This window comes from Cryobacterium sp. MP_M3 (assembly GCF_015752155.1).
Lineage (GTDB): Bacteria > Actinomycetota > Actinomycetes > Actinomycetales > Microbacteriaceae > Cryobacterium.
Map to the genome: position 1 here is coordinate 25,445 of NZ_JADOVI010000017.1, position 16,502 is coordinate 41,946.

Below are 16,502 nucleotides of genomic sequence, written 5' to 3' on the forward strand. Positions count from 1 at the left end.
GGTTATTCCTCTCCCCAGGTCGGTGCATGGTCTTTGGCGTATTGCACGTAGCTGTTGCTGACGCCCTGGGGCACCATCGGCCACACCATCGCGTCGCGGCTGACGATGAAGTCGATCACCACCGGCCGGTCGTTGGTCGCGAGGGCGAGCTTGATCGCGTCGTCGACCTGGTCGGCGCTGGTGACGCGGATGCCCAGGGCACCGTACGCCTCGGCCAGCTTCAGGAAGTCGGGCACCATCGCCGAACCGTGCCCCGTGTTCAGGTCGGTGAACGAGTGGCGTCCGTCGTAGAACAGGGTCTGCCACTGGCGCACCATGCCGAGCGACGAGTTGTTGATGATCGCCACCTTGATCGGGATGTTGTTGATCGTGCAGGTGGCCAGTTCCTGGTTGGTCATCTGGAAGCATCCGTCGCCGTCGATCGACCAGACGACCCGGTCGGGTTCGGCGACCTTGGCGCCCATCGCGGCGGGCACGGAGTACCCCATGGTTCCCGCGCCGCCCGAGTTGAGCCAGGAGTTGGGCCGTTCGTACTTGATGTACTGGGCCGCCCACATCTGGTGCTGGCCGACGCCGGCGGCGTAGACGCCCTCGGGGCCGGTGAGTTCGCCGATCCGCTTGATCACGTACTGCGGGGCGAGCAGGCCGTCGGTCGGCTCGGAGTAGCCGAGCGGGAACTCCTCGCGCAGGCCGTTGAGGTAGGTCCACCAGACGCTGATGTCGGGGGTCGTCGTCTTGACGGCGGTCGCGTAGGCGACGGTGAGGTCGGCGATCACGTCCTTGGCGTCGCCGACGATCGGCACGTCCGCGGTGCGGATCTTGGAGATCTCGGCCGGGTCGACGTCGACGTGCACGATGGTCGCGTGCGGCGCGAACTCGGACACCTTGCCGGTCACCCGGTCGTCGAAGCGGGCGCCGAGCGCGATGATCAGGTCGGCCTCCTGCAGGGCGAGCACGGCGGACACCGTGCCGTGCATCCCCGGCATGCCCAGGTGCTGCTCGTGCGAGTCGGGGAAGGCACCGCGGGCCATCAGCGTGGTGACGACGGGCGTGCCGGTGAGCTCGGCGAAGGCGAGGAGCTCCGCGGACGCGCGGGCGCGGATGACGCCGCCGCCGACGTAGAGCACCGGCTTGCGGGATTCGGCAAGCAGCTGGGCGGCCGCCTGCACCTGCTTGCCGTGGGCCTTGGTGATCGGCCGGTAGCCGGGCAGGTCCAGCTTGGGCGGCCAGATGAACGGGGCCTTCTTCTGCTGGGCGTCCTTGGTGATGTCGACGAGCACCGGGCCGGGCCGGCCGGTCGACGCGATCAGGTGCGCGGAGGCGATGGCGGCGGGGATGTCCTCCGGCCGCTTGACGAGGAAGGAATGCTTGGTGATCGGCATGGTGATGCCGACGATGTCGGCCTCCTGGAAGGCATCCGTGCCCATCAGGGTGGAGAAGACCTGGCCGGTGATGCAGACGATCGGCACCGAGTCCATGTAGGCGTCGGCGATGGCGGTGACCAGGTTGGTGGCACCGGGGCCGCTGGTGGCGATGGCGACGCCGACCCGGTTGCTCGCCGAAGCATAGCCCTCAGCGGCGTGGCCGGCACCCTGCTCGTGGCGCACGAGGATGTGCCGGATGGCGTCCTGGGTCATCAGCTCGTCGTAGAGCGGGATGACGGCGCCGCCCGGGAGGCCGAAGACGTCGGTGACGCCGAGCAGCTCGAGGCTACGGATGATGGCCCCTGAGCCGGTGAGGATCTCCGGCTCGACGCCGGCGCCGGACAGTCCAGGTGCGGCGGGCGAGGGTGATGGCGATGGCACGGGTGAATCCGCGGTCATGAGATCAAGTCCCTAGTTCGTTGACGAATGGTGAGCGCTAGCCGGTCACGGCGCCGACGGCCGCTGACTGGACGAGCTTCGAGTACTTCGCGAGTACTCCCCGGGTGTAGCGCGGTGGGAGTGGAGCCCAGCCGATGCGCCGTGCAGCCAGCTCTTCAGGGTCGACCAGTAGGTCGAGCGTGCGAGCTGCGATATCGACCCGTATGAGATCACCATCGCGCACGAAGGCGATTGGACCTGCGTCCACCGCTTCGGGTGCTATGTGGCCGATACACAGTCCGGTTGTGCCGCCTGAGAATCTGCCGTCCGTTAACAGTAGTACATCGGCGCCGAGCCCGGCGCCCTTGATGGCCGCGGTGATCGAGAGCATCTCGCGCATGCCGGGACCGCCCTTCGGACCCTCAAAACGGATGATGACGACGTCGCCCTTCTCGATCCCGCCGACGGTGAGTGCGTCCATCGCGGCCCGCTCCCGTTCGAACACCCGGGCCGGGCCGACGAAGACGTCGCTGTCGAAGCCGGCGGTCTTAACGACGGCGCCCTCCGGCGCCATCGAGCCCTTGAGGATGGTGATGCCGCCGCTGGCGTGGATCGGGTTGTCGAGCGTGCGGAGCACCTCGCCGTCGAGGTCGGGCGGGTCGATCTCGGCGAGGTTCTCGGCGACCGTCTTGCCGGTCACGGTGAGCGCGTCGCCGTGGATCAGGCCGGCTTCGAGGAGCGCCCGCATCACGGCGGGAACGCCGCCCTGGCGGTCGACGTCGTTCATGACGTACTTGCCGAACGGCTTGAGGTCGCCGATGTGCGGCACGGTGTCGCCGATCCGGTTGAAGTCGTCCAGGCTGAGGTCGACGTCGGCCTCGTGCGCGATGGCGAGCAGGTGCAGCACGACGTTCGTCGACCCGCCGAAGGCCATGGCCACGGCGATGGCGTTCTCGAATGCCTTGCGGGTGAGGATGTCCCTGGCCGTGATGCCGAGACGCAGCAGGTTGACCACGGCCTCACCGGAGCGGTGCGCGTAGTAGTCGCGGCGGCGGTCGGCCGAGGCGGGCGAGGCCGAGCCGGGCAGGCTCATGCCGAGGGCCTCCGCGACGCTGGCCATGGTGTTGGCGGTGTACATGCCGCCGCAGGCACCCTCCCCGGGGGCGAACGCGCACTCGATCCGCTTGGCGTCGGCCTCGGTCATCCGGCCGGCCTTCACGGCGCCGACGGCCTCGAACGAGTCGATGATGGTGATGTCCTTCTCGGTGCCGTCCGAGAGCTTGACCCAGCCCGGTGCGATCGACCCGGCGTAGAGGAACACGCTGGCGAGGTCGAGGCGGGCGGCGGCCATCAGCATCCCGGGCAGGGACTTGTCGCAGCCGGCGAGGAGGACGGAACCGTCGAGGCGCTCGGCCTGCATGACGACCTCGACGGAGTCGGCGATGACCTCGCGGGAGACGAGGGAGAAGTGCATGCCCTCATGGCCCATCGAGATGCCGTCGGAGACGGAGATGGTGCCGAACTGCAGCGGGTAGCCGCCTCCGGAGTGCACGCCTTCCTTGGCGGACTGGGCGAGGCGGTCAAGGGACAGGTTGCAGGGGGTGATCTCGTTCCAGGAGCTGGCGATCCCGATCTGGGGTTTCTCCCAGTCGGCGTCTCCCATTCCGACGGCGCGAAGCATGCCCCGCGAGGTGGTGGCTTCGATTCCGTCGGTGACGTCGCGGCTGCGCGGTTTCAGATCATACTCAGGCATGCACTGAGTCTAGAACGTCGCCGGGCCCCGAACGTCGGCCGGCCCTCAGGCTCCCGGCTGGGACGAAGTCTCCGCGGCCGCGTCACGGAGATCGGCGATCATTCCCAGCACGAGGGGAACCTCCTCCGGGCCGCGAACCCGGTAGCCGGCGAGGGAGGCGCCCGCGCCGATCTTCAGGCCGAGGTCGCCCTCCCCCAGCACGGCAAAGGCGTCCTCGTCGGTCAGGTCGTCGCCGGCGTAGAAGACATGGTCGGCGCCGGTGTGCCGGCGGAGGCGCTCGAGGGCGTCGCCCTTGGTGCTGGCCCGGACCGCGAATTCGAGCACGTTCTTGCCTTCGCGCACGGTCAGTCCCGGCAGGAGCACGCTGAGCTGTTCGCGGGCGTCCTTCTGCGCCGACTGGGCGGCCTGCGGGGTGGCGAGCCGGGTGTGCAGGGCGAGGCCGGCGGGTTTCCGTTCGATCCAGGTTCCGGCGACGGCGCCGGAGATGCGTTCGAGCACCTGGGCCAGGGTGTCCAGCTGCTCGAGTTCGGCGGAGACGAGGTCCAGCTCGATCTCCGGGGTGTCCAGCTGAACCTCGATGCCGTGCGAGCCGGTCAGCAGCACGTCGCTCTGCGGCTGCGACACGTGCTGGAGGCTGACCAGTGCCCGGCCGGACACGAAGGCGACGCGCACGCCGTCCTGGTCGAGCAGGCGCTGCACGGCGTCGCGGGTGCCGTCGACGGCTCGCGCGTCCTCCGGGTTGTCCACGTGAGGGGCCAGGGTTCCGTCGAAGTCGAGGGCGACGAGCAGGGTCCCGGTGCTGGTGACGTCCCGGAGGGCGGTGGCGAGGGGATCGGGGATGCCGGGGCGCACGGCTGCTCCTTCGGTGAGGGTGCGGAGGAAAGAGCTGGACCAGGCGGCCACATCGTTGTCGAAGACCTTGCGGCGGAGGGCGCGCATCCGTCGCAGGCGTTCCTGCCGGGGCATGGCGATGGCTCGGAGGATGGCCGCCTTCAGCCCGTCGATGTCGTGCGGGTTGATCAGCACGGCCTGTTTGAGCTCGTCCGCCGCGCCGGCGAACTCGCTGAGCACCAGGACGCCGTCGCGGTCGAAGCGCACGGCGACGTATTCCTTGGCGACGAGGTTCATCCCGTCGCGGAGGGCGGTCACGAGCATCACGTCGGCAGCCAGATAGAGGGCCACCATCTCTTCGCGCGGGTAGCCGTGGTGGTGGTAGCTGATCGCGGTGTGGCTGATCGTCGAATAGTCGCCGTTGAGGCGGCCGACCGCGAGCTCGATCTCGTCCCTGAGGGCGATGTACGGTCCGACGCGCTCTCGTGAGGGGCTCGCGACCTGCACCAGGGTCACGTCTTCGACGCTCACGCTGCCGTCCTCGAGGAGTTCGCCGAACGCCTTGATCCGGTGCAGGATGCCCTTGGTGTAGTCGAGACGGTCGACGCCGAGCAGGATCGTCTTCGGATTGCCGAGGTCCTCCCGGATCTGCCGGGCCCGGGCCTGTACCTCGGGGCGCCTGGCCAGTTCCTCGTACGACCGGGCGTCGATGGAGATGGGGAAGTGCTTGGCGATGACGCGGCGATGAATCCCGCCGTGGCCGGGCACGTCGATGGCGACCCCGCGGGTCGGGTAGCCGTAGAGGCGGCGCACCGCCCGGGAGAAGTTGCCGGCGTCGGCCGCCCTCTGGAAACCGATCAGGTCGGCGCCGAGGAGGCCGTCGAGGATCTGCTTGCGCCAGGGCAGCTGGGCGTAGATCCCGTACGGCGGGAACGGGATGTGGTTGAAGAAACCGATCACGAGGTCGGGGCGGGCCTCGCGCAGCATCCGCGGCACGAGCTGAAGCTGGTAGTCATGCACCCAGACGGTCGCGCCGGTCGACGCCACGGCCGCGGCTTCCTCGGCGAAACGCCGGTTGACCCGCACGTAGGCCTCCCACCATTCGCGGTGGAAGCTCGGCGGGGCGATCACGTCGTGATAGAGCGGCCAGATGGTGTCGTTGGAGAAACCCTCGTAGTAGTCCTCCAGGTCCGCCGCGCTCAGCCGCACCGGAGCGATGGAGATCCCGTCGTTGACGAAGGGGGCGAAGGTGCGGTCGGCGACTCCCGGCCAGCCCACCCAGACCCCGTCCGAGGAGCGCATCAGCGGCTCGAGCGCGGTGACCAGGCCGCCGGGCGAGGTGCGCCAGCTTTCCGTGCCGTCGTCGGCAACCTCGAAATCAACCGGCAATCGGTTCGACACCACCACGAGCGAGTAGGTCTGGGTCGAACCGGCGGACTGGGGGGACTCGGCTGCTGGCGAGATGGTCTTTTCCGTTCCGGCGCGCGCCTCGCGCGATCACCTTGCTGGTTCTGCAAGGTTATCAGCCGCTGCCCAAGCCCGGCCGGAACAATGGGCGTCGTACCCCCGACGGTTAAGGAACGATGACTATGCTGGCGCCAATGATCCGCATCGGCATGAGCACGACGTGCGCCTACCCTCTCCCCACGGAGCAGTCATTCCGGCTCGCCAAGCTGGCCGGCTACGACGGGATCGAGATCATGGTGACCCGCGACGAGGTCACCCAGGATGCCGCGGCGCTGCGCGCGTTGTCCGAGAAGTACCACCTGCCGATCCTGTCGATCCACGCGCCGGTCTTGTTGCTGACGCACTTCGTCTGGGGCCGTGATCCTCGAGTGAAGCTCGAGCGCTCGGCCGAGCTGGCCAGGGCGGTGGGGGCATCCACCGTCGTGGTGCACCCGCCGTTCCGCTGGCAGGCCGAGTACGCGGTGGACTTCCTCGAGATCGTGCGAGAGATCAGCGCCCGGACCGGGATCGAGATCGCGGTCGAGAACATGTTCCCCTGGAAGTTCGGCGGCCGCAGCGTGAAGGCGTACTCCCCCGGCTGGGACCCGACCCTGATGGACTGCGATGCGGCCACCCTGGACTTCTCGCACTGCGCGCTGAGCGGGCACGACAGCCTGGCCATGGCCACGACGCTCGGCGACAGGCTCCGGCACGTTCACCTCTGCGACGGCTCAGGATCCCTGGACGAAGGCAAGGTCTTCGACGAGCACCTGCTGCCCGGCCGGGGCAGCGAGCCCGTCGCCGAGGTCCTCGGGATGCTCGCGAAGGCGCGCTGGGACGGCCAGGTCGTCGCCGAGGTGAACACCCGCAAGTGCAAGACCGAGGAGGAACGACTGGCCCTGCTCGTCGAGACCCTCGCCTTCGCCCGGCTGCACACCCTGCAGGCCCGCCCCCGGCGCTTTCCGCGGTCCCGTCGCGCCCTCGAGGCGCTGCTGCCGGGCCGCCACCACTAGACCGGCCAGGCCGGAGAGGCCCGCAGCGTCACCCGCGGGCCAGGGATATTCCGAACGAGCGCGCCCCGCGCCGCCGGGCGACGGTCCAGAGTGACAAGAGCACAGCGGACAGCGCGAACAGGGCCAGGAAGGCTGCGGGGGCCGCGGCATTCCCGCCCTCGCCCGTCGTGATGGCCTGCATTCCGCGGACCGCCCAGGTCAGCGGCAGGAACGGGCTCAGCAGCTGGAACGGCTTCGCCACCAGTTCGATCGGGTAGAGTCCGCCGACTGCGGTGATTTGCAGCGCGAGCAGCACCAGGGAAGCCACGATCCCGACGCGGCCGAACGCGGTGACGAGGAAGTGGTGCACGGCGACGAAGACGAACGCGAGGAAGACCGCGAAGGCCAGGGTCGACGGCAGCAACAGCCAGGACACACCGAGCGCATTGTGCAGCAGGGCCACGACCACGACAGCCTGCGCCGCCGCGACCAGGAATGCCCGGCCGAGGGCGCGCCCGACCAGGCGGCCGGTGGCGGCGGTGGACGCCAGGGCTGTCGCGGAGAGCGGCCTCAGCACCAGGAAGATCGCCAGCGCACCGATCCACAGTCCGACCGGCACGAAGACCATGCCGATGATCGGCCCGATCGAGTCCACCGGGTTGTCACGGGTGCTGACGATGGCGACCGGTTCGGACACGACGGCGGCGGTCTGCTGGGGGTCGGTCTCGCTCAACCTGGAGGCGCTGGCCGCGCCGTCCTTGAGTCCCGCCGCGAGTTCGCCGGCGCCGGATTCGAGCTGGTGGGCACCGGATGCCGCGGCCGCCGTTCCTCCGGAGAGCCCCGCGACTCCGTCGGAGAGTCCGGAGATCCCGGTGGCGAGGTCGCTCGCCCCCGTGCGCAGTGGTGCCGATCCGGCGGCGAGGCGGGATGCGCCCGCGGCGCTCTGGGTGATGCCGTCCTGCACCCCGCTGAGAGCGGTCGTGGTCTGGCCGCTGAGCGCGGTCCCCTGCCCGGCCAGGGTGTCGAGAACGGCCTGGTACTCGGCCAGCGACCGGGCGTAGGGCGCATTCGTGGGATTGGCGAGCAGGGCTGCAGTCAGCGAGCCGAAGCCGGCGGCGGCGCTGCCGACTCCCCCGGTGTACTGCGCCCAACCGTCGCTGAGCCGGCTGAGCCCGGCCGCGCCGGAGCCGAGGCCGGCCAGGCCGGAGCTCAGGGCGTCGACCCCGCCCGTGTAGCCGGCGACTCCGGAGGACAGAGCGGCGGCCCCCGATGCCGCGGAGGACGCGCCGGACGCCGCGGAGGCCGTGCCGGAGGCCAGGCTGTCGAGGCCGGTGGCGACGCCGGTCACCCCGGAGGAGACCTGGGCGGCTCCATCGGACGCCTGGGTGAGGGAATCGCCCAGGCCGGACAGGTTCGAGTAGAGGGCGCTGAGGTACTGCGCCGTGATCTCACGGCCGAACACCCCCGTCATCGCGGTGCCCACCGACTGCGCGACAGAACCGGCCAGGTAGGAGTGGGCGTCGTCGGTACGGATGCCGAGGTCGGCCCGGGTAGGAGCCTTCCCTCCGAGCGAGGTGACCGAGGCGGAGAAGTCGGCCGGGATGGTGAGCACGGCGTATGCCTGCCCCGCGGCGAGCGCGGCGGCGGCATCCGTCGAGTTGGAGATGGCCCAGGCGAAGCCGGTGGACGGTGAGCCGGCCTCCGCCGGTCTGGTCAGTTCGGTGACGAGCTGACGCCCGGCGAGCACCTTCTGTTCCGAGCCGTCGGGCAGGGCCGTCGTCACGAGCGTGTCGTTGTTGACGACGAGCGCCGGCAGGGTGTCGACCCGCTGGTCGGCGCTTGCGAGCGCGCCGGCGAAGAGGCCGGCGACGGCGAGGGGTACCACGATCAGACCGGCCAGCAGCGCGGCGAGGGCCCACCGTCGCTGCCCGGGCGTGCGGCTGAACAGTCGATCAAGCCTCGTGCTCATCGCTGGAGGGCCTTTCTGTCGGAGGTGGAGTCTCTGCCGAGGGTGGAGTCTCTGTCGAGGGTCACGCCGTCGTCAACGGCGTCAAGGGTGATCTCCTGAACCGCTCGCGCACCGTATGCGGAAGCTCGGGAAGCGAGGGAACCGAACCCGGAATCCGATCCTGAGCCGAGGATGATCGTGGTGGCGGCCGGGGCCAGTGCCGCCAGGATGACGACGAGGTCCCTGCCCGCCGGATCGACGGGCAGCCCGTCGCCGAGGTCGACGAAGACGACGCGAGGGCGTTCCGCGAGCGCCGCCGCGACGAGCACAACGGCACGGTCGACGGCAGGCAGGGTGGCCATGGGCGTCGCCGCCTCGATCGGGCGCGAACCGGACGGCTGCGGGAGGGCGATCTCCAGGCGACCCAGCCAGACGGCGAGCTCAGCGCGGCGCCTCGCGGCGCGGTGCCACGGGTGGGCGAGGTCGAGTCGTTCGGCCAGCACCTCGCCGACGGTGAGCCCGGTGTCGTGCCGGCCGCCCACCTCGGCGAGGGCTACGGTGCGCATGACCGTGCTCCGATCACTGGGAAGCGGTGCCCCGCACACCTGGAGTCGACCCGAGACGAGGTCGAGGCGCCCGGCGAGGGTCGCGGCGAGCACGCGGCGGCGGGTCGCGCCGGCCGTGACGAACACCACGGAGCCCGCGGCCACTGTGAGGTCGAGCGGCCCGAGCCGGCTTTCCGGAACGCCGAGCACGGCGGCCTCCGCCGTGATCGCGGCATCCTGGGCCTGGGCCCACGCGCTATCGTCGAGGTGCCGGCGCAGTCCGACGCCCTCGATGTCGACGTCGGGCAGCAGCCGGTCGAGCGGGCGCGGCAGCCACCACGCCCAGCGGCCGGCGAGCGCCATCGCGGCGGGGACCAGGGTCATCCGCACGAGGAAGGCGTCGAGGAACACGCCGACGGCCAGGGCGAAGGCGATGCCCTTGATCGCTCCCGTCCCGTCGGGCACGAAGGCGAAGAAGACGAAGAACATGATCAGCGCCGCCGCCGTGACGACCCGGGCGGCGTGCGAGAAACCGTGCACGATGGCGTCGTGGGGGCGGCCGCTGGCGACGAATTCCTCGCGCATCCCGGAGACGAGGAAGACCTCGTAGTCCATGGCGAGACCGAACAGCACGGCCATCAGGAGGATGGGCAGGAAGCTCAGGATCGGCCCGGGGTGGGCGACGCCGAGCAGGTCGGCGAACCAGCCCCACTGGAAGATCGCGACGGTGGCGCCGATCGACGCGAACACGGAGAGCAGGAAGCCGAGGGCGGCCTTGACTGGCACGAAGATCGAACGGAAGACCATGGTGAGCAGGAGGATCGACAGCCCGACGACGATCAATGCGAACGGGATCAACGCGTTGCCGAGCCGGTTGGAGATGTCGATCGAGACGGCCGTCGCGCCGGTCACCGCTATGGGGGTGCCCAGGGACGCGTCGATCTCGGGTGCGAGGGCGCGGATGGACTGAACGAGGTCCTTCGTCTCCGGGGCGTTCGGGGCGCTGCCGGGCATGACCTGGATGATGGCGGTGTCGACCGTCGGGTTCGGCGTTCCCTTGCTGACGAAGGCGACGTCGGGCAGGGCGCGCAGGCGCGCTCCGATGGTGTCGAGGTCGGCGAAGATATTCGTCGTCTGGGTGATGTCGACGACCACGATCAGCGGCCCGTTGTAACCGGGCCCGAAACCGTCTTCGATGAGGGTGTAGGCCTTGTGCTGGGTGGACGCGGCCGGTTCGGAGGCGCCGTCGGGCAGGTTGAGGTCGAGGCTGAGGGCCGGAACGGCCAGGGTGCCGAGGATCCCGACGACGACGAGGACCACGAGCGCGGGGGCTTTGAGCACGACGCCGACCCAGAGCCGGCCAAGGGTCGGCCGGCCGGTGTCGGGCATCATCGCCCGGCGGTGCGCCCGGCTGCCGGGTTTCGGGGCGAGCCTCGCCCCGGACAGACCGAGGATCGCCGGCAGCAGAGTGATCGCGACCCCGATCGACACGAGGACAGCGAATGCCGCGGCCACGCCCATCACGCTCAGGAACGGGATCCCGACGACGAGCAGCCCGAGCAGGGCGATGATGACGGTCAGCCCGGCGAACACGACGGCACTGCCCGCCGTGGCCACGGCGGTCGCGGCGGACTCGTGCGGGGCGGTGCCGCGCGCCAGCTGCGTGCGATGCCTGGACAGGATGAACAGCGAGTAGTCGATGCCGACGGCGAGACCGAGCATGAGGGCCAGCATGGGGGCGGTGCTGGAGACGGGCACGAAGGCGGAGATCGCGGTGATGCCGCCGATGGCCACGCCGACACCGATCAGGGCCATCAGCAACGGCATCCCGGCGGAGACGAGCGAGCCGAAGGTGACGAGCAGCACGACCCCGGCGAAGAGCAGGCCGAAGACCTCGGTGATGGTGATGCCGAACGTGTTGTCCTGGAACACCTGGCCGCCGAACGCCACCTCGAGGCCCGCGTCCCTGCCGATCGACGCGGTCGCGGTCAGCCCGTCGAGAGTGGCCTGGGTGACCGTGGTCGACGGTCCGCTGAGCTGCGCCTGGCTGAACGCGGTCGATTCATCCTGTGAGATCGCGCCCGAGGCGTACTCGGAGAACGGGGTGATCACCGTGTCGACGCCGGGCACCTGGCCGAGAGCAGTGGCCATCTCCTCGATGGCGGCCCGGTAGGTGGGCGCGGTGACGGATGCCCCGTCCGGCGCCCGGTAGACGACCTGCACCTGGGCGCCGGCAGCAGCCGGGAACACCTCCGCGAGCTTGTCGATGGTGTCCTGCGATTCGGTGCCGGGGATCGCGTAGGACTCCTGGCTGTGGCCGCCGAGGGCGAAACCGCCGCCGAGGATCCCGGCCAGGAGGAGCACCCAGATGCCGAGCACGAGCCAGGCGCGGCGGTAGGCGAAATGTCCGATGCGGTAGAGCAGGGTGGCCATGGTGCTACTTCCGGGACTGGGACGTGTGAACGGCGACGGGGGCGAGGAGCTCGGTGATCACGACGGAGAGCGCCTGGCGGATCTCATCCGCGGGGGCGATGTCCTTGTTGAGGAAGGTCATCCCCGCGACCAGCGTGTAGGCGGCGCCGCCGAGGGCGATGCCGAAACGGATGCGGTCTTCCGTGCTGGCACCGTCGTGGCAGAGGGTGTCGGAGAGGCGAACGATCAGTACGCCCGCCCGGTCGATGACGGGGATCCCGCGAAGGGACTGGGCCTGGTTGATGAAGGTGTGCAGCTCGAGCCGGAACTCGAGCAGGAAGTCGATGAAATCGTCGACGAACCGCCGCCGCGACGCCGTTTCGTCGGGGGAATCGACGAACCGATTGAGAATGACCTCGAGCCGGTCGATCGCGGGAGTGAGGACCTCCCCCAGCAACGCCTCCTTCGAGGCGAAGTGGTACAGCACACTCGATTTCGAGTAGCCGGCGGCGTCGGCGATCTGCTGCAGCGACGTGCCGGCGAAGCCGATCGACGCGAACTGGGCGAGCGCGGTGGCCCGCAGCTCGTCGCCGGTGCTCGGCCGGGTGAGAGCGGGAGGAGTCGTGGAAGATTCTGGAGGCACCCGTTCACCCTACTTGACCGATCGGTCAGGTTCTGCACGATCGGTCAGCGATAGAGGTGACACGCGGGCAACCCGGAGGGAACGCGAGCCGGCCCGGCCCGGTAGCGTAGGAGGCAGGAGGCCCTCACATGCGAAAGTTCATCTTCAGTAGCGCCATGATCGGCGTCATCGCCGGCGGATGGAATATCCTGCAGGCCACCAGGAGCGGTCCACGCGACTGGCGCCTCGTGCTGATGTGGCTTGGCTGGGCGCTCAGCGCCGCGGTCGCCATCGGCACGGTCATGAAGGACGCGGACGAACGGCAAATCGACAGCTGACTTGCGGTTTCCTGCGGCGTGTCATCCAGTCAAGCCCCCTTCCGGGCGGCACACTGATAGGAACACGAGCATGCCAATTGAAAGGGGCCACCGATGTTTGGTCGCCGACGTCGCGTCGCACCGGTCATTGCCGCACCCGCGCCCGTTCCCGTTCCGGAGCTCAGCGACGAGCAGGTTTTCGCCCTCCTGCACGAGCAGCTCTCACAGCTGGTAGGCGCTCAGGGCAAGTGGACCCTCGTCCCCCGCAGCGAGGGCGACACCGACGTGATCTTCCACGGCCTCAAGGCCCACCAGATCGCCGCCTCGCTCTCCGCCGTGCTGCGCACCGAGACGTCCCTCCTGCGCGGAGAGGTCGTCGCCGAGCCCACCGCGCTGCCGTGGACCCCGGCACCGATCTCGGTGTGGGCCGAACCCGAGCGCGAGGAATCCGAGCGCGCACCGTCGAAGGTTCCCGTGCACCTGCCGGTTTTCTCTGCCGTCCAGCCCGTGGACCGGTCGGCCCAGCAGCCGGCTGAGAGCGCTCGCCTCGTCGCCTAGCTCTCCTCGGCCGGCGTCCGCTCAGCCCAGCTTCTTCCACCCGGCCGGACCGTCTGTCCCTGCCGGGTAGTCCTCCAACGGCACCTTCCCGGCGCGCCAGGCCGCCAGTACGGGCGCCACGATGCGCCAGCACTGCACCGCGGTGTCCGCCCGCACCGACAGGGCCGGATCACCGTCGAGCACCCCCTCGAGCACCTCACCGTAGGCCAGCAGCTGGCCCGGACCGAAGGATGCCCCGAGGCGCACCCGGTCGAGGGTGTGCGGGTCTCCCGGCCCATTCAGGTTGAGGTCGATGGCCATCTCGTCCGGCCCGAGGAAGATGCGCAGCACGGTCGGCCCCGACAGTCCGCTGAGCCCGATCGGCAGGTGAGGGACGGGCTTGAACGTGATGGCGATCTCCCGTCGTCGTTCCCCGAGTGCCTTGCCGGAGCGGAGGGTGAACGGCACTCCCGCCCAGCGCCAGTTGTCGATTTCGAACGTCACCTCGGCGAGCGTCTCGGTGTCGTTGGCCGGCTGAACGCCCTTCTCGTCGAGGTAGGAGGGGACGTTCTTCCCGTCGACCTTTCCCGCGGTGTAGCGTCCTCGCCTGCTGGAGCGGGTGGGACTGCCGCCGCGGAGCCGGGTGGCACGCAGCACGATTCCCTTGGCGTCGCGGAGGTCGGCGGCATCGAGCGACGATGGCGGTTCCATGGCGAGCACCGCCAGAACCTGCAGGAGGTGGCTCTGGATCATGTCGACCATGGCGCCGGCTCGGTCGTAATAGCCCGCTCGGCCCTCGAGGCCGAGCTGTTCGTCGTAGACGACGTCGACCCGTTCGATGTGGATGTTGCTCCAGAGCGGTTCGAAGATCCGGTTTGCGAACCGAAGCCCCACGAGGTTGAGCACGGTGGACCGCCCGAGGAAGTGGTCGACCCGGTGGATCTGGTCCTCCGGAACGAGCCTGGCCAACCGCGCGTTCAAGGCGATGGCACCCTGCTCGTCGACGCCGAACGGTTTCTCCAATGCCAGTTGGGTGCCGTCGGGCAAGGCGACGTCCGCGAGGGCATCACAGACCCCTGCCGCGATGGCCGGCGGCAGGGCGAAGTAGATCGCGGGCACACCCGAGCACAGCGCGATCAGGCGCTCCAGCTCGGCCGGGTCGGCCAGGTCGCTCGTGTGGTATTCCGTTGTCTCGAGGATTCTCTCCACTGCGGCGCCGGTCCCCTCCCCGAGCGCGAACGACGTGGTCAGCCTCGCCAGCCACTCGGCAGGGCTGAATTCCTCCCGGCCTGCCCCGATCAGTTGAATCCGCCGGTTGGGGTGCGCGGTGAGCAGCTGGCCGAGGGCGGGAAGAAGCAGCCGGGCGGCAAGGTCTCCGCCGGCGCCGAGGATCAGGAGCGTCGAGATTGGCTTGGTCATCAGCCCAACGTAGCTGGCAGGATGACTGCATGGCACTCAATATCGAGGATTACGCGCTGATCAGCGATTGCCACTCGGCCGCGCTGGTCGGCAGGGATGGAAGCATCGACTGGCTCTGCCTCCCCCGGTACGACTCGGCGTCGATGTCCGGCGCGCTGCTGGGCGACGAGGACCACGGGCGCTGGCTGCTCGCCCCGGCCGACCCGGCGTCCACCTGCACCCGCTCCTATGACGAGGGCACCTTCATCCTCACCACGCTGTGGACGACGCCCGCAGGTTCGGTCGAGGTGATCGATTTCATGCCGCACGGCGACGGTCGCGCCGATGTGCTGCGCCGGGTGCGCGGGGTATCGGGGACGGTGGAGATGATCGAAGACCTGCGCATCCGTTTCGGTTATGCGACGACCATGCCGTGGGTGCGGCAGGTGACGACCGCCGGCGAGCACGGACTGGTTGCCGTGGCCGGTCCGGACGCGATCATCGTGCGCGGTCCGGTGATGCACGCCGCCGACCACCGGCACGCGGCCCGTTTCCGGGTCCACGCCGGCGAGGACGTCGACCTGCAGCTCTGCTGGTATCCCTCGCACCGCGAGCCGCCGCCCGCTCTCGACGTCTCGGCGGCGTATGCGACGACGGCCGGGTGGTGGCGGGGCTGGGCCGGGACCTGCACGCACGAGGGGCCCTACCGGGACGAGGTGGTGCGTTCGATGCTCGTGCTGCGGGCGCTGACCCACGAGACGACCGGCGGCATCGTCGCCGCGGCTACCACCTCCCTGCCCGAGCTGCGCGGCGGCGGCCGCAACTGGGACTACCGCTACGTCTGGCTTCGGGATGCGGCCCTGACCCTGACCGTGCTGCTCTCCCACGGCTATGAAGTGGAAGCCCAGGGCTGGCGGGCGTGGCTGTTGCGGGCCGTGGCCGGCGACCCGAATGACGTGCAGATCATGTACGGGCTCGCCGGTGAGCGGTACCTCCCCGAGCGCGAGCTGCCCAGCCTGCCCGGTTACCGTGGCTCCGGGCCGGTGCGGGTCGGCAACGGCGCCGTCGACCAGTTCCAGTCCGACGTGATCGGCGAGGTGATGGTGGCCTTGCACGCCGCCCGGGAGGCCGGCGTCGCCGAGACCGAGTTCTCCTGGCCCCTGCAACGCGCACTCGCCGGGTTCCTCGAACAGAACTGGTCGCGGCCCGACCAGGGCATCTGGGAGGTGCGTGGACCTGCCCGGGAGTTCACCCACTCCCGGGTCATGGTCTGGGCCGCGTTCGACCGGCTGGTGCGCGGCGCGACCGATTTCGCGCTGCCCGGGCCGGTGGAACGCTGGACGCGGCTCCGCGACGAGGTGCGCCGCGAGATCGAGCAGCGCGGCTTCAACAGGGCCCGGAACAGCTACACCCAGTACTTCGGCGGAGACGAGGTCGATGCCTCCCTCCTGGTACTCCCGCAGGTCGGTTTCTGCGACGCGTCGGACCCGCGGATGCTCGGCACGGTCGCCGCGATCGAAGCCGACCTGCTGCACCACGGCCTGGTGCTCCGCTACCGGACGGACGCCGGCGTGGACGGCCTGGCCGCGGGCGAGCATCCGTTCCTTGCCTGCTCATTCTGGCTGGTCGAGCAGTACGCGGACTCCGGCCGTGAGGCGGACGCGGTGGCGCTGATGGATCGGCTTGTCGGCTTCGCCAACGACGTCGGGCTCCTGTCGGAGGAGTACGACGTCGACGCCGGCCTGCAGGCCGGGAACACCCCGCAGGCGCTCAGTCATCTGGCCCTCGTGCGGGCGGCCGACGCGATCGCCGGCTGCGTTTCGGAGGCCTCGACCAGAGATCCGGCCGATTCTTTGTAGGTCTTCCCCAGCGGAGGGGTGGCCCCGAATTCTAGATTGA

The 16,502-nt window shown here is 69.7% G+C and carries 11 protein-coding genes; 4 read left to right on the forward strand and 7 right to left on the reverse strand.

What is annotated here, in order from left to right; genetic code table 11:
- Window positions 1-2 precede the first annotated feature (2 nt).
- Genes IWX89_RS15775 through IWX89_RS15785 form a run of 3 tightly spaced genes read right to left on the reverse strand, consistent with a single transcriptional unit; the run spans window position 3 to window position 5,790 of the window.
- The gene (locus IWX89_RS15775; protein WP_196904493.1) at window positions 3-1,823 is read right to left on the reverse strand and encodes an acetolactate synthase large subunit; all 1,821 of its coding nucleotides are present in this window, start codon (window positions 1,821-1,823) and stop codon (window positions 3-5) included.
- Window positions 1,824-1,860: 37 nt separating this feature from the next.
- Window positions 1,861-3,555 (reverse strand): dihydroxy-acid dehydratase, encoded by a 1,695-nt coding sequence (gene ilvD / locus IWX89_RS15780; protein WP_196904494.1) that lies wholly within the window; start codon window positions 3,553-3,555, stop codon window positions 1,861-1,863.
- A 45-nt stretch (window positions 3,556-3,600) separates the two neighbouring features.
- A complete protein-coding gene (locus IWX89_RS15785) occupies window positions 3,601-5,790 on the reverse strand; it encodes a bifunctional alpha,alpha-trehalose-phosphate synthase (UDP-forming)/trehalose-phosphatase (RefSeq protein ID WP_374220529.1) in 2,190 nt (729 codons plus the stop codon).
- A 197-nt stretch (window positions 5,791-5,987) separates the two neighbouring features.
- On the opposite strand from IWX89_RS15785, the gene IWX89_RS15790 reads away from it, so the two are divergent.
- On the forward strand, window positions 5,988-6,845 hold the full coding sequence (locus tag IWX89_RS15790) for a sugar phosphate isomerase/epimerase (RefSeq protein ID WP_196904495.1): 858 nt from the start codon (window positions 5,988-5,990) through the stop codon (window positions 6,843-6,845).
- A 28-nt stretch (window positions 6,846-6,873) separates the two neighbouring features.
- On the opposite strand, the gene IWX89_RS15795 is transcribed toward IWX89_RS15790, so the two are convergent.
- The 3 genes from IWX89_RS15795 to IWX89_RS15805 are packed head-to-tail and all read right to left on the reverse strand — an operon-like array spanning window position 6,874 to window position 12,372.
- Entirely contained in the window at window positions 6,874-8,793 is a 1,920-nt protein-coding gene (locus IWX89_RS15795) for a YhgE/Pip family protein (RefSeq protein ID WP_196904496.1), read from the reverse strand.
- Window positions 8,790-11,750: an MMPL family transporter gene (locus tag IWX89_RS15800; RefSeq protein ID WP_196904497.1), complete on the reverse strand. Its 2,961-nt coding sequence runs from the start codon at window positions 11,748-11,750 to the stop codon at window positions 8,790-8,792. Before IWX89_RS15800 ends, IWX89_RS15795 begins: the two co-directional genes overlap by 4 nt.
- A gap of 4 nt (window positions 11,751-11,754) precedes the next feature.
- Window positions 11,755-12,372, reverse strand: coding sequence for a TetR/AcrR family transcriptional regulator (locus IWX89_RS15805; RefSeq protein WP_196904498.1), 618 nt, complete (start codon window positions 12,370-12,372; stop codon window positions 11,755-11,757).
- A gap of 128 nt (window positions 12,373-12,500) precedes the next feature.
- Here IWX89_RS15805 and IWX89_RS15810 point away from each other — a divergent pair, with 128 nt between their 5' ends.
- Together IWX89_RS15810 and IWX89_RS15815 are read left to right on the forward strand one after the other, a co-directional pair.
- The gene (locus IWX89_RS15810) at window positions 12,501-12,689 is read left to right on the forward strand and encodes a hypothetical protein (protein ID WP_196904499.1); all 189 of its coding nucleotides are present in this window, start codon (window positions 12,501-12,503) and stop codon (window positions 12,687-12,689) included.
- Window positions 12,690-12,782: 93 nt separating this feature from the next.
- The gene (locus tag IWX89_RS15815; RefSeq protein WP_196904500.1) at window positions 12,783-13,226 is read left to right on the forward strand and encodes a hypothetical protein; all 444 of its coding nucleotides are present in this window, start codon (window positions 12,783-12,785) and stop codon (window positions 13,224-13,226) included.
- Between the two features lie 21 nt (window positions 13,227-13,247).
- Here the strand turns inward: IWX89_RS15815 and IWX89_RS15820 are convergent, their stop codons facing one another.
- The gene (locus tag IWX89_RS15820) at window positions 13,248-14,624 is read right to left on the reverse strand and encodes a glucose-6-phosphate dehydrogenase (RefSeq protein ID WP_196904501.1); all 1,377 of its coding nucleotides are present in this window, start codon (window positions 14,622-14,624) and stop codon (window positions 13,248-13,250) included.
- Window positions 14,625-14,653: 29 nt separating this feature from the next.
- On the opposite strand from IWX89_RS15820, the gene IWX89_RS15825 reads away from it, so the two are divergent.
- On the forward strand, window positions 14,654-16,462 hold the full coding sequence (locus IWX89_RS15825; protein ID WP_196904502.1) for a glycoside hydrolase family 15 protein: 1,809 nt from the start codon (window positions 14,654-14,656) through the stop codon (window positions 16,460-16,462).
- The last annotated feature ends 40 nt before the right edge of the window (window positions 16,463-16,502 follow it).